Here is a 13,786-nt window from a genome sequence, read left to right as displayed (position 1 = left end):
ACAAGGAAGTGTGATTCGCCATGTTCATGGATGCCCTGAAGATGTCTTTGCCTGCCGACGCCGTGCTCGGCTTCGTGGTCTACATGCTCGGCGCCGCCGTGCTGTTCGCCCTCTACGCATTCATCTACACCCGCCTGACCCCTTACAACGAATTGCGCCTGATCCGCGAAGGCAACAATGCCGCGGCCATTGCCTTGGCCGGTGCGCTGATCGGTTTTGCGATTCCGGTGGCCAGCGCCATTTCCCATTCGATTTCCCTGCTCGACTTCCTGCTCTGGGCGCTGATTGCGGCTGTGGTGCAGTTGCTGGCGTTCGTGGTGGTCAATCGCTGCGTCAAAGGTATGGCTGAGCGGGTTGCCCGTCAGGAGACCGCCTCGGCCATTCTGCTGGCCGCTGTGTCCATTGGCATTGGCCTGCTCAACGCCGCCTGCATGACCCCCGCCGCCTGATCAGGGACGATCGACAATGAAACGCAGCAAAACCATTCGCCTGGTCGCCCTGGGCAGCCTGCCCCTGGTGCTGTCCGCCTGTGGCGACCGGCCGACCAAGATCATCAGTGAAACCAAGCGCTATCAGGACGTCGACTACTGCGTCATGGACGGCAAACCACGCCAGGTCTGCCAGCAGGCCTGGGTCGCTGCGCAAAACCACCATGCCGCCAACGTCCCGCGCTTTTTGACTGCCGAGGCCTGCGAAGCGGTCTATTCCAAGTGCGACTTCCGGCGCTACGCCAACAACTACATCCCGCCGATGGAAGGCTTTGCCCTGATCACCGAACGCCAGGTGTACGCCGACGATGAGCAAGACAGCAGCTCGTCTACCAACAGTTCGTCGTCCAGTGGAGGCTCCGGCGGCGGGCGTGGCTACTACGAGTACACCGATACCGACCCGCGCTATTCCTCCGAGGCGATCTACCACGAGCGTGACGGGCGCAATGCGTTCAAGGTCAGCACCCTGACCGAGCAGGTGGCGCAACACAATTACTACAACGGCCTGGATACCTCGCATCCGGCTTCTCAGCCGTTCATTGAGGCCGCGCAACGGGCGGCGATGAGTGGCGGCGGTAGCACAGGCGCCAGCAGCGACCCGGCGCACGTGAGCAGCGCTCATCCAACGATCATCCCGGCGATTCACCCGAGCAGCATGATCAGTTCGGCGCGCCCATTTGCAGTCGGCACCCACAACGGCTTTGTCTCGCGCGCCTCGGGGCGTGGCGGCTTTGCGTCCTGAGGCTTGCCGATGAAGCGGATTTCCATTGCCCCACGCCCAGACTGGCGCACCACTGCCGAGCACTTTGGCTTCAACTTCCACACCTTTGGCGATGAGCCCTACTGGGACGAGTCGGCCTATTACCAGTTCAGCCTGCGGCAGATCGAAGACGACCTCGAAGAGCCGACCCGTGAACTGCACGAGTTGTGCATGGCACTGGTGGCCGAGGTGGTCGACAGTGAAGAACTGCTCGAGCGCCTGGCGATTCCGGCACCGTACTTCGACCTGATCCGCCGCTCGTGGCGTGACGGCCATCCGCATTTCTATGGGCGCATGGACCTGTGCTACGACGGCAAGGGCCCGGCCAAGTTGTTGGAGGCCAACTACGACACGCCAACGTCATTGTACGAGGCCAGTTTTTTCCAGTACCTGTGGCTGGAGCAGCAGATGCAGCGTGGTGGGCTGCCGGCTGATGCCGACCAGTTCAACAGCCTTGAAGACAAACTCACCCAGGTGATGGGCGCCAATACCTTCGCCACGCCGTTTTACTTTTCCTCGGTAAAGGACTCGATCGAAGACCGCGGCACTGTCGAATACCTGCGCGATATCGCCTTGGGCGCCGGCCTGGATGCACGCCTGGTGGACATGGAAGACATCGGCCTGAGCCGCGGCGGGCGTTTTGTCGATGGCGTCGGCGCACCCATCCCCAGTTTGTTCAAACTCTACCCCTGGGAAGACATTTTCCACGATCCCTACGGCCCGGCGATTGCCAACAGCGGCACCTTGTTCGTCGAGCCACCGTGGAAGGCGATCCTCTCCAACAAGGGCATGCTGGCGCTGCTGTGGGAGCGTCACCCGGGCCACCCGAACCTGCTGCCGGCGTTCATCGAGCAAACGCCGGGAGCCAGCCTGGACAAGGGCTGGGTGCGCAAGCCGTTCTTCTCGCGCGAAGGCGCCAACATCGAGATCCACACCGGCAGCGGCCAGCATGTGGTTGAAGACGGCCCCTATGCCGGCGGGCCGAGCATCATCCAGCAGTTCCAGGCGCTGCCGCGCTTTGGCGACAGCTACACGGTGATCGGCAGTTGGGTGGTCGGTGACCTGCCAGCGGGCATCGGCATTCGTGAAGACAACTCGCTGATCACCAAGGACAGCAGCCGCTTCCTGCCCCACGCGATCATCGGCTGATCAGCGCAGCTCGGCGCGCAGGGCCTCGATACGGGTGTCCTTGGCGTGCCAGAGCTGGTTGACCCAGTCCTGCACGGTCTGGCGCAACCTCGGGTCGTTCTCGTAGTCGCCACTCCACAGCGCCGGGTCCAGTTCATGCACCTGGATATCGATGATCACCCTCGGCAAGTTTCCACTGAGCAGGTCCCAGAAACCCGGGGCCTTGTCGCCGGGGTAGACGATGGTGACGTCGAGCAGGGCGTCGAGCTGTTCGCCCAGCGCCGCCAGCACGAAGGCCACGCCACCGGCCTTGGGCTTGAGCAGGTGCTTGAACGGTGAGTGCTGGGCGGTTCGCTTGGCTTCGGTGAAGCGCGTGCCTTCCAAATAGTTGACCACGGTCACCGGCTGGCGCTTGAACAGCTCGCAGGCGGCCTTGGTGATCTCCAGGTCCTGGCCCTTGAGCTCGGGGTGCTTGTCGAGGAAGGCCTTGCTGTAGCGTTTCATGAACGGGTAGTCCAGCGCCCACCAGGCCAGGCCCAGCAAGGGTACCCAGATCAGCTCCTTTTTCAGGAAAAACTTGAAGAACGGAATGCGCCGGTTGAGCACCTGGATCAACGCCGGAATATCCACCCAGCTCTGGTGGTTGCTGACGGCGAGATAGGATGTGTCGGTCCTCAGGTCGGCGGCGCCGCGCACGTCCCAGATCGTCGGGATGCACAGGCGGAAGATCAGTTTGTCGATCTCGGCCCAGGTTTCGGCGATCCACATTACCGCCAATGAGGCGTAGTCGCGGTAGCGGCCAGGAGCAATCAGTTTGAGCAGGGCAAAGACCATCAGCGGGCCGATCAGGACCAGGGTGTTGAGCAGCAACAGCAAGGTCACAAGAATGCCCGTCAGTAAGCGGCGCATAAGAAAGCTCTTATATTCAAGTAAACGGTCGGCAATGATAAGCACCCTGCCGGCATACGCCAAATGCTCCGGCCAGCTGCACCGGGACAAATGTTTCACATTGTGTTGAATAAGCTATCGGCGCGAACCTATCCTGCCTGCGCAGTCTAAACACTGTCTTATCTCAAGGAAGCGGATCCTGTGAAATCTGTACTTGCCCTGTTGTCGCTGTTGGCCCTGCCGGTCATGGCCGCTGAGCCGACCCTGTATGGCCGCTATGAATACATCAAATTGCCCGAAGTCGGTGGCCAGACCTTCAAGGCCAAGATGGACACCGGCGCGCTGACCGCGTCGCTGTCGGCCAAGGACATCGAGCGTTTCACCCGTGATGGTGAGGACTGGGTGCGCTTTCGTGTCGCCACCAAGGACGCCGACGGCAAGGTCTATGAACACAAGCTGGCGCGCATCAGCAAGATCAAGAACCGCGCCGATGAAGACGAAGACGGCGAGGGCGCCGAGATCAGCAAGCGGCCGGTGGTTGACCTGGAGCTGTGCCTGGGTGACGTCAAGCGTACCGTTGAGGTCAACCTGACCGACCGCAGCAGCTTCAACTACCCGTTGCTCATTGGCGCCAAGGCGTTGCGCGAGTTCAAGGCGGCGGTGAACCCGGCGCGCAGGTTTACTGCAGACAAGCCTGACTGCTGATCACGGGTAGGAGCGGGCTTGCCCCGCGATGAGGCCTTGCCAGGCGCCGCATAATCTCCTACAAGTGCAGCATTTCCACCGCCAGGCCCGGATGCCATGCCGCACATACTGATTGTCGAAGACGAAGCGGCCATCGCCGATACGCTGATTTTCGCCCTGCAGGGCGACGGCCACAGCACCGAATGGGTAACCCTGGGCAGCGCCGCGCTTGAGCAGCAACGCCAGCGCCCGGCCGACCTGATCATCCTCGACATTGGCCTGCCGGATATCAGCGGCTTTGAAACCTGCCGCCAACTACGGCGTTTCAGCGAGGTGCCGGTGATGTTCCTCAGCGCCCGCGACGGTGAAATCGACCGGGTGGTGGGCCTGGAAATCGGTGCCGACGATTATGTGGTCAAACCCTTCAGCCCGCGCGAAGTGGCAGCCCGGGTACGTGCGATCCTCAAGCGCATGGCGCCACGTGCCGAGCCGCTTGCCCCTGCCCCGGAGCTGTTCGAGGTCGATACCCTGCGCATGCAGATCCACTATCGCGGCCAGGCCCTGAGCCTGACCCGCCACGAATTCCGCTTGCTGCAAAGCCTGCTGGAGCAACCCGAGCGGGTGTTCAGCCGCGAGCAATTGCTCGATGCCGTCGGCGTAGCCGCTGATGCCGGCTACGAGCGCAGCATCGACAGCCACATCAAAAGCCTGCGGGCCAAGCTGCGTGGCGTGGCGGCAGACGCTGAACCAATCCAGACCCATCGTGGCCTGGGCTACAGCTACAGCCCGAGCCACAGCTGATGCGCCTGGGAATCCGGATTTTCCTGGTGTACTTCCTGTTTGTCGGGCTGACCGGCTATTTCATCCTGAGCACCGTGCGCGAGCAGATTCGCCCGGGGGTGCGCCAGTCCAGCGAAGAGACCCTGGTCGATACCGCCAACCTGCTGGCGGAAATCCTCCATGACGATGTCAAGGCCGGCACCCTGGGCCAGAGCCGCCTGCCGGTGCTGCTGCGCGCTTACGGCCAGCGTCAGCCCAAGGCCGATATCTGGGGCTTGTCGAAGAATCAGGTCAACCACCGTATCTATGTCACCGATGCTCAAGGCAAGGTCCTGCTCGATTCCGCCGGCGTGGCGGTGGGCGAGGACTATTCGCGCTGGAACGACGTCTACCTGACCCTGCGTGGCCAGTACGGCGCACGCTCGACCCGCAGCAACCCGGAGGACCCGGAGTCGTCGGTGATGCACGTGGCGGCGCCGATCCTCGACGACGGCAAGATCATTGGCGTGATAACCGTGGCCAAGCCGAACAAGTCGCTGCAGCCTTACATCGACCGTTCCGAACGGCACCTGCTGTACCTCGGCCTGGGCCTGATCGGCCTGGGTTTGCTGGTGGGGGCGGCGCTGTCCTGGTGGCTGGCACGTTCGCTGCGCCGGCTGACCCGTTACGCCCAGGCGGTCAGCGAAGGCGAGCGCACGGCACTGCCGCATTACCGCGGCGGTGAGCTGTGGCAACTGGCGGCGGCGGTGGAGCGCATGCGTACCCAGCTCGAAGGCAAGGACTACGTCGAACGGTATGTGCACACCCTGACCCACGAGCTGAAAAGCCCGCTGGCGGCAATCCGTGGCGCCTCCGAGCTGCTCCAGGGGCCGATGAGCGACGAGCAGCGCCAGCGCTTTGCCGGCAACATCGAAAGTGAAAGTGCACGCATGCAGCAGTTGATCGAGCGCCTGCTCAACCTGGCCCAGGTTGAGCAAATGCAGGAACTGGAAGAACAGCAGCAGGTATCGCTGGCCGCCTTGGTCGACGAGTTGCTGCTGGCCCAGGGCGCGCGGATCGAAAACGCAGCGTTGCAGGTGCGCCAGCGCGTGCCCGCTGCCACGCGACTGCTGTGTGACCCATTCTTGATGCGCCAGGCCATCGCCAACCTGCTGGACAACGCCCTGGACTTCACCCCGCCGGGCGGTCTGTTGGTGTTCGAGCTGGAGCACGGTGATGGCCGCGTGGCCTTGAGTCTGTTCAACCAGGGCGAGGCGATCCCCGACTACGCCCTGGGCCGGCTCAGTGAGCGCTTCTACTCGCTGCCGCGACCGTTCAGCGGGCGCAAGAGCACCGGGCTGGGGCTGAACTTCGTCGAAGAGGTGATGCAGTTGCATGGCGGTGCGCTGGAGGTGGCCAACGTCGAAGATGGCGTGCGCGTGCGGTTGTGGCTGCCGACCAAGCGCCTGGGCTGAAACTTCACAGAGTCTGCACACAGGCTCCACATAAGTCCCCAAGGGCTCCATTTGGTTTGCGCAGACTCTGCTCATCGAAACCGGAGCCCCATCCATGAATCGCAAACTGAGTTACAAACTGGCCGTGATCGGCTTTTTGATTGTCCTGCTGCTGGTCCCGTTGTTCATGATCGGTGGCCTGATCCAGGACCGTCAGTACCAGCGAGATAGCGTGGTCCGCGACATCGCCCAAAGCTCAAGTTTTGCTCAGCAGATCACCGGGCCGATGCTGGTGGTGCCGTACCGCAAGATCGAGCGGCGCTGGAAGACCGAAGAGGGCAAGAGCTTCCAGGAAATCAGCCAGGTCAACGGCCACCTGTATTTCCTCCCGGAAACCTTCGATCTTAATGCCAACATCGACACCGAGCTGCGTTCACGCGGTATCTATGAGGCACGCCTGTTTCACGCCAATAGCCACATCAATGGCCATTTCGAGATCCCGGCCAACTGGGGCATTACTGAGGACTTCGAGGATTATCGCTTCGAACCCGCGTTTCTGGTGGTGGGTATCAGTGACATCCGTGGCATCGAAAAAGGCCTGCAACTGCAGCTCAACGATCAGCGTCTGGACTTTGCCGCCGGCACCAAGCTGGGCTGGATGAGCGGTGGCGTGCATGCGCTGTTGCCGGGTGTCGATGGCAAGGTCAAGAGCGTGCTCAACTATGCCTTCGACCTCAGCCTGCAAGGCACCGAACAGCTGCAGGTGTTGCCAGTGGGGCGTACTACCAGCGTGGCGATGGCTGCCAACTGGCCGCATCCGAGCTTTGACGGCAACTACCTGCCTGTCAGCCGCAAGATCGATGCCGGTGGTTTCTCGGCGCGCTGGCAGACCTCGTTCTTCTCCACCAACCTCGAAGACGCCCTGACCCAATGCGTGGTCAATGACAAGTGCAACATGTTCAATGGCCGCGCTTTTGGTGTCAGCTTCATCGACCCGGTGGACCAGTACCTCAAGAGCGAGCGGGCGATCAAATACGCGCTGCTGTTCATCGCCCTGACCTTTGCCGGCTTCTTCCTCTTCGAAGTGCTCAAGGGCCTGAGCGTGCACCCGATCCAGTACGGCCTGGTGGGCGTGGCCCTGGCGTTCTTCTACCTGCTGTTGCTGTCGTTGTCCGAACACTTGGGTTTTGCCATGGCGTATGGCTTGTCAGCGATGGGTTGTGTGTTGTTGATTGGCTTCTACCTGTGCCACGTGCTGCACAGCGCGTTTCGCGGCATGGGCTTTGCACTGGGCCTGGCGATGCTCTACGGCATGCTCTACGGCCTGCTGACGGCCGAGGATTACGCGCTGCTGATGGGCTCGCTGCTGCTGTTCGCGCTGTTGGGTGTGTTCATGGTCCTGACCCGTCGCCTGGACTGGTATGGGGTTGGCCAGGTGCGCTTGCCATGAGTGGCTTGCGCGAGGAGCGGCGCTGGGCGGCCAGCCTGAAGTTGCATATGGCGTTTGTGTGGTGCCTGTATCGCGGGGCAAGCCCGCTCCCACAGTGTGAGTGGGCTTGTCCTGCGATTAGGCCGGTTCAGGCGAGCGTAGGATCAGTCGCCCGCATCGACTCACGCTGACTCACCTGCGCATACCACCCCGCCAACTGCGGCTGTTGCTCACGCCAGCCGAAATCGGGGAAGCGCAGGTCCAGGTAACCCAGGGCGCAGGCCACGCCGATGGCGGCGATGTCGAACACCGAGGCCAGTTCGGCGAAGTGCTCGTGCTCAAGATTGCTCAGGCCACGACGGATCTTGTCCTGTTGCGCTGCGATCCAGGTGTCCCATTGCTTGTCCGCGGGCCGCAGGAAGGTCTCGTAACGGGTCAGCACCGCGGCATCCATGATCGCATCGGCCAGCGACGCCAGGGTCAGGCGATGCCAGCGTGGCATACCCTCGCGGGGGATCAGCGGGGTACCCACATGCTGCAGGTCGAGGTACTCGCAGATCACCCGGCTGTCGTGCAGCACGGAGCCGTTGGCCAGGCGCAGGGCCGGGATCTTGCCCGCCGGGTTGCCCTGGTTGAGCTCGGCAACCGGGCTGACCGGCGACAAGTTGATGGTCTGCAACGCCACTCGCTCGGTTTGCCCGGTTTCGTGCAGCAGCACCAGCACCTTGCGCACGAACGGCGAGGCCGGCGAATGGAACAGGGTCATGCTCGGTGCGGACATGTCGATCCCTCAGTTGCCTTGCAGGCTCGGTGGCAGGCAGACACCGGTACCACCGATGCCGCAGTAGCCTTCGGGGTTCTTGGCCAGGTACTGCTGGTGGTAGGCCTCGGCGAAGTACACGGTCGGCGCCTGGTCGATTTCGGTGGTGATTTCGCCGAAACCGGCCTTGCTCAGTTCGGCCTGATAGGCCGCTTTGCTTGCCTGGGCCTGTTGCAGTTGCTCGGGGCTGGTGCAGTAGATCACCGAGCGGTACTGGGTACCGATGTCGTTGCCCTGGCGCATACCCTGGGTCGGGTTATGCAGTTCCCAGAACATCGCCAGCAGCTCGTTGTAGCTGACCTTGTCCTTGTCGAACACCACCAGCACCACTTCGGTGTGGCCGGTCAGGCCCGAGCAGACTTCTTCGTAGGTCGGGTTGGGAGTAAAGCCGCCGGCGTAGCCGACCACGGTGCTGACCACGCCTTCACGTTGCCAGAAGCGCCGCTCGGCACCCCAGAAGCAGCCCAGGCCGAAGATGGCGAAGTCGACGTTTTCGAAGAATGGGCCGAGCAGCGGGGTTTCATTGAAGACGAAGTGCTTCTCAGGCAGGGTCATTGGGGTTTCACGGCCAGGCAATGCCTGTTCCGCGGTAGGCAGGACGTTTTTGTTCACCAGGATCTCCGAGCGCAGGACCATGATCGTTCCTCTGCTGATTGGGGTAGGCAAGGCTGGCCCCATCGTGGGTCTGTGGGAGCGGGCTTGCCCCGCGATGGCGGCCGAATGAGCCTATATTGCCCGAGAGAAACGCCGCTGTCAGGCGATAGGGCCACGCGGATAGCGTTTGAGCTTGTCGATCAGCTCACTGCCCGGAATCGGTCGATCGAACAGGTAGCCCTGGCCGACATCACAGCGGTGACGACGCAAGAACGCCAGTTGCTCGGCGGTCTCGATGCCTTCGGCAACCACCTTGAGCTTGAGGTTGTGGGCCATGGCCACCACCGCCGAGGTGATTTCCATGTCGTCCTGGTTGTCGGGGATTTCATGAATGAAACTGCGATCGATCTTGATGATGTCGATCGGGAATTTCTTCAGGTAGCTCAGCGACGAGTAGCCGGTGCCGAAGTCGTCCATGGCCAGGGTCAGGCCCAGTTGCTTGAGCTGGTCGAGCTGGCGGTGGGTGTCTTCGGTGGCTTCGAGCAGCAGGCCCTCGGTCAGCTCCAGCTCCAGCAGGTGCGGAGGCAGGGCCTCTTCCTTGAGGATATTGGCGATCGAGGCAACCAGGTCCGGGTCGGAAAACTGCTTGGGCGAAAGGTTGATCGCCACTTGCAGGTTGCCCAGGCCTTCGGTGCGCAACTTCTGGCTCATGCGGCAGGCCTGGCGGGCGATCCATTTGCCGATGGGGATGATCAACCCGGTCTCTTCAGCGACGCTGATGAACTGGTCGGGGCGGATCATGCCCTTTTCCGGGTGGTTCCAGCGCAACAGTGCTTCCAGGCCCAGCAGGCGGCCGCTGCGCAGGCACAGCTTGGGCTGGTAGAACACGTCCAGCTCGTTCTGGGTCAGGGCGCGGCGCAGGTTGTTCTCGACGAACAGCTTGTAGCTGGCCTCGGCGTTCAGCGCCTCGGTGAATACCTGGACCTGGTGCTTGCCATTGGCTTTGGCCTTGTGCAAGGCCAGGCCTGCGTTCTTCATCAGGGTCTGCGGGTCGCGGCCATGCAACGGCGCGCAGGCCAGGCCCACGGAGCCAGTGACGTTGATCAACTGATTGTCGACGAACATCGGCTTGTCGAGGGTGCGCAGCAGTTGTTGGGCAACCTGCTGGCCGTTTTCCAGGTCGGTGTCTTCAAGCAGTACGGCAAATTCATTACTGGCAAAGCGCGCCAGGCTACCCCCGGGGCTCAGGCTGTTGCGCAGGCGCCGGGCCAGGCTGATCAGCAGCTTGTCACCGGTCTGGTGGCCGAGGCTGTCGTTGATCCGCTTGAAGTTGTCGATGTCCACCAGCAGCAGGCTGATCGGGCTGTCGCTGTCGCGGGCGAAGCGCTCGTCGAGGTTGCGGATGAACGCCGGGCGGTTGCCCAGGCTGGTCAGGTTGTCGGTGTAGGCCAGGCGCTCGATGCGCTGCTGGGCCAGCTTGGTCTGGGTGATGTCTTCGTAGATGCCGATGTAGTGGGTCAGTTCGCGGTTGTCGCCGAACACCTTGGAAATCGACAGCTGGCCCCAGTAGGGCTCGAGGTTCTTGCGCCGGCTCTTGAACTCGCCTTGCCAGCTGTTACCCATGGCCAGGCTCGACGGCGCGTCGAACAGCAGCTCGCTGAGATTCTCCAGCGCCGGCAGTTCCGACAGGCGGTGGCCATGGACTTCATCGGTGCTGTACTGGGTGATCGCGGTGAAACTTGGGTTGACGTACTCGACCACACCGTCGCGGTTGACCAGCAAGAAGGCGTTGGCGCTTTGTTCCACGGCGCGCTGGAACAGGTGCAGGGCGTTGGTCGCGGTGCGCCGGTTGTGGTTGTTGATGACCTGGGCGAACTGGTCGGCCAGCTCGCCGGCAAAGGCGATCTCATCGGTTTGCCAGGCGCGTGCCGAGCCGGTCTGCTCCAGGCACAACACGCCGACCACCTGGCCATCGATGCGGATACTGGCATCGAGCATGGCATTGATATCGCGCGGGCGCAGGCTTTCGGCCATGTCCCGGGTGCGCGGATCGTGGGTGGCGTTATGGGCGTCGATGGCGCGACTGGTATGCAGGGCTTCGAGGTAATCGGGAAAGCGGCTGGCGTCAATCGGCGCGGGCAGACGGTATTCCCGGGTATCGCGGTAAAACGCCGAGATGGGCTGCAGTTGCTGGTCTTCCAGGTACCAGATACTTGCGCAATCGATCTTGTAGATCTCGCAGGCACTGCGGGTGATCAGCTCGGCGGCTTCAAGCAGCGAGTTGCTGGCACTGTAACGATGGCGGGCCAGGTGCAGGATCAGTTCCTGCTGGGCACGCACGCGCTCCAGGTGTTCAAGCTGCTCCTGTTGGGCGCGCTGGTTGAGCTGCAAGGCGATCTGCAGACGACTGTTGCGGGTTTCAAGGTCGGCGGCCGACAGATCGCCCGTGTCACCTGGCTGGTTGTCGATGACCATCAGGTAACCGCGCAGCAACTGACGGTTGTGCTGCTTGTAGGCCTCACCCAGTTCCAGCAGGTGCAGGGGCCCCTGGGCGGTGTGCAGGGTGTAGCGCACCAGGTAATGCGGGCGCTGGGCCAACTGCAGTTGGATGATGTCGTGGAGTTTGTAGCGGGCCTCGGGTTCCATCAGGCTGGCGTAGGGCGAGCCGACCAGGGCGCAGAGTTCGACGGCGGCCAGGCCGAATTGACGTTCGCAGCCGGGGTCGAGATAGAGCAATGCCCAGCTGGCCTCGTTCAGCCGCTCGAAGCGCAGCATCCCGAGCCGCGAGGGCACGGGCAACTGCGTCACGACCTCGGCCACCATACGGCTGGCGGCATCAGGTTGGCTTTTCATCGAGAGCTCGCTTCAAGAAGGCTGTTCGCGCAAATAGAGCAATCTGCTACTACGCGTGTCGGCAAGGTTGCATCATGCGCTTGAGGCTGACAAGCGATACAGAGACCTCCGTACCAACTGTGTCGGCACTGGCGCAGGAATCTTAAGTCAGACGCACCGCATCGCGGGGCAAGCCCGCCCCTACAAAAAAAAAGCCCCGCCAAAATGACGGGGTTGAGGTACGAGCGTGGCAGCTCGAAAAGGGAGCCTGTCTCCCCGGCAGGGGAGACAGGAAACAGCAATTACAACAGCATGGTGCGGATGTCGGTCAGCAGGTCGCCCAGACGCTTGGTGAAGCGCGCGGCAGCTGCACCGTTGATCACGCGGTGATCGTAGGACAGCGACAGCGGCAGCATCAGCTTGGGCTGGAAGGCTTTACCGTCCCAGACTGGCTGGATGGTCGCCTTGGAGACACCGAGGATCGCCACTTCCGGCGCGTTGACGATCGGCGTGAAGCCGGTGCCGCCAATGTGGCCGAGGCTGGAGATGGTGAAGCAAGCGCCTTGCATGTCGTCGGCCGAAAGCTTCTTGGTCCGGGCTTTTTCTGCCAGGGCCGCAGCTTCGCCAGCCAGTTGCAGCAGGCTCTTCTGGTCGACGTTCTTGATCACAGGGACCAGCAGGCCGTCCGGGGTATCAACCGCGAAGCCGATGTTGACGTACTTCTTGCGGATGATCGCCTTGCCGCTGGGTGCCAGCGAACTGTTGAAGTCCGGCAGTTCCTTGAGCAGGTGGGCGCAGGCCTTGAGCAGCAGTGGCAGCACGGTCAGCTTGACGCCAGCCTTCTCGGCCACGGCCTTCTGGGCCACGCGGAAAGCTTCGAGCTCGGTGATGTCGGCGCTGTCGAACTGGGTCACGTGTGGCACGTTCAGCCAGCTGCGGTGCAGGTTGGTGGCACCAACTTGCATCAGACGGGTCATCGGCACTTCTTCGATTTCGCCGAAACGGCTGAAATCGACTTCCGGGATCGGCGGGATGCCGGCACCACCGGTTGCACCGGCGGCTGGCGCTTGCTTGGCCTTCTGCATCATGGCTTTGACGTAAACCTGTACGTCTTCCTTGAGCACACGACCATGCGGGCCGCTGGCAGCAACGGCGCTCAGCTCGACGCCGAACTCGCGGGCCAGCTGACGCACGGCAGGGCCTGCATGAACCTTGGCACCGTTTGCCGCAGGAGCGGCAGGCGCTGGCGCAACTTCGGCTTTGGCAGCCGGAGCAGGTGCGGCAGCAGCAGGTGCGGCTTCAGCCTTGGCAGCGGGCGCTGCAGCGGCAGGTGCAGGTGCCGGGGCGGCGGCGCCCTGGACCTTGAGCTTGAGGATGAAGTCGCCAGTGCCGACTTCGTCTTCGAGCTTGACGCCGATGCTTTCCACAACGCCTGCAGCCGGCGACGGGATTTCCATCGAGGCTTTGTCCGATTCCAGGGTGATCAGCGACTGGTCGGCTTCGACGCTGTCGCCAACCTTGACCAGCAGTTCGATGATCTTGGCCTTGCCCGAGGAGCCGATGTCCGGAACATGAATGTCCTGGACAGTGGCAGCCGCCGGTGCAGCGGCCGCTGCCGCTGGGGCCTCGGCAACCGCAGCAGGCTTCTGGGCAGCAGCAGGCGCTGCGGCAGGCGCGGCAGCCGCAGGGGCCGCAGCAGCGGCGCCCTCGACTTCCAGCTCCAGCAGTTCGTCGCCTTCTTTCAGGCGGTCGCCCAGCTTGACCTTCAGGCTCTTGACCACACCGGCCTTGGGAGCAGGGATTTCCATGCTCGCCTTGTCCGATTCCAGGGTCAGGATGCTCTGGTCGGCTTCGATACGGTCGCCAACTTTGACGAACAGCTCGATGACTTCACCTTCACCGCTGCCGATGTCAGGTACGCGAATGAGTTCGCTCACTTAAAAATACTCC

Annotated in this window: 12 protein-coding genes; 7 read left to right on the top strand and 5 right to left on the bottom strand. The window is 62.5% G+C overall.

Going from position 1 to position 13,786, the window contains the following annotated elements; all coding sequences use genetic code 11:
* Positions 1 to 20: 20 nt before the first annotated feature.
* From EXN22_RS25605 to EXN22_RS25595, 3 genes are read left to right on the top strand one after another with little or no spacing between them, the layout of a single operon-like run.
* Positions 21 to 449, top strand: coding sequence for a DUF350 domain-containing protein (locus EXN22_RS25605; protein ID WP_130266644.1), 429 nt, complete (start codon positions 21 to 23; stop codon positions 447 to 449).
* Between the two features lie 16 nt (positions 450 to 465).
* Positions 466 to 1,230: a DUF1190 domain-containing protein gene (locus EXN22_RS25600; RefSeq protein ID WP_130266643.1), complete on the top strand. Its 765-nt coding sequence runs from the start codon at positions 466 to 468 to the stop codon at positions 1,228 to 1,230.
* A 9-nt stretch (positions 1,231 to 1,239) separates the two neighbouring features.
* On the top strand, positions 1,240 to 2,397 hold the full coding sequence (locus EXN22_RS25595) for a glutathionylspermidine synthase family protein (protein WP_130266642.1): 1,158 nt from the start codon (positions 1,240 to 1,242) through the stop codon (positions 2,395 to 2,397).
* Here EXN22_RS25595 and EXN22_RS25590 read toward each other — a convergent pair whose 3' ends face one another.
* Entirely contained in the window at positions 2,398 to 3,285 is an 888-nt protein-coding gene (locus tag EXN22_RS25590) for an acyltransferase (RefSeq protein ID WP_130266641.1), read from the bottom strand.
* Positions 3,286 to 3,465: 180 nt separating this feature from the next.
* On the opposite strand from EXN22_RS25590, the gene rloA2 reads away from it, so the two are divergent.
* The 4 genes from rloA2 to creD all read left to right on the top strand — a co-directional run bounded on the left by rloA2 (position 3,466) and on the right by creD (position 7,611).
* On the top strand, positions 3,466 to 3,969 hold the full coding sequence (rloA2, locus tag EXN22_RS25585) for a retropepsin-like aspartic peptidase RloA2 (protein WP_115084949.1): 504 nt from the start codon (positions 3,466 to 3,468) through the stop codon (positions 3,967 to 3,969).
* A gap of 96 nt (positions 3,970 to 4,065) precedes the next feature.
* A complete protein-coding gene (gene creB / locus EXN22_RS25580; protein ID WP_130266640.1) occupies positions 4,066 to 4,749 on the top strand; it encodes a two-component system response regulator CreB in 684 nt (227 codons plus the stop codon).
* Positions 4,749 to 6,182: a two-component system sensor histidine kinase CreC gene (creC, locus tag EXN22_RS25575; protein ID WP_130266639.1), complete on the top strand. Its 1,434-nt coding sequence runs from the start codon at positions 4,749 to 4,751 to the stop codon at positions 6,180 to 6,182. The genes creB and creC overlap by 1 nt, the downstream gene beginning before the upstream one ends.
* Positions 6,183 to 6,276: 94 nt before the next feature.
* Positions 6,277 to 7,611, top strand: coding sequence for a cell envelope integrity protein CreD (gene creD / locus EXN22_RS25570; protein WP_130266638.1), 1,335 nt, complete (start codon positions 6,277 to 6,279; stop codon positions 7,609 to 7,611).
* Positions 7,612 to 7,738: 127 nt separating this feature from the next.
* Here creD and EXN22_RS25565 read toward each other — a convergent pair whose 3' ends face one another.
* The 4 genes from EXN22_RS25565 to aceF form a co-directional block, all read right to left on the bottom strand.
* The gene (locus tag EXN22_RS25565) at positions 7,739 to 8,371 is read right to left on the bottom strand and encodes a glutathione S-transferase (protein WP_130266637.1); all 633 of its coding nucleotides are present in this window, start codon (positions 8,369 to 8,371) and stop codon (positions 7,739 to 7,741) included.
* A 9-nt stretch (positions 8,372 to 8,380) separates the two neighbouring features.
* Complete coding sequence (msrA, locus tag EXN22_RS25560) at positions 8,381 to 9,046, bottom strand: peptide-methionine (S)-S-oxide reductase MsrA (RefSeq protein WP_130266636.1); 666 nt, start codon at positions 9,044 to 9,046, stop codon at positions 8,381 to 8,383.
* A 117-nt stretch (positions 9,047 to 9,163) separates the two neighbouring features.
* Positions 9,164 to 11,857 (bottom strand): putative bifunctional diguanylate cyclase/phosphodiesterase, encoded by a 2,694-nt coding sequence (locus EXN22_RS25555; protein ID WP_130266635.1) that lies wholly within the window; start codon positions 11,855 to 11,857, stop codon positions 9,164 to 9,166.
* Positions 11,858 to 12,138: 281 nt separating this feature from the next.
* Complete coding sequence (gene aceF, locus EXN22_RS25550; RefSeq protein WP_130266634.1) at positions 12,139 to 13,773, bottom strand: dihydrolipoyllysine-residue acetyltransferase; 1,635 nt, start codon at positions 13,771 to 13,773, stop codon at positions 12,139 to 12,141.
* Positions 13,774 to 13,786: the final 13 nt, after the last annotated feature.

Source organism: Pseudomonas tructae, assembly GCF_004214895.1.
Taxonomy (GTDB): Bacteria; Pseudomonadota; Gammaproteobacteria; order Pseudomonadales; family Pseudomonadaceae; genus Aquipseudomonas; species Aquipseudomonas tructae.
Note: the sequence above shows the minus strand (reverse complement) of the source record. Positions and strands in the feature narration are given on the sequence as shown.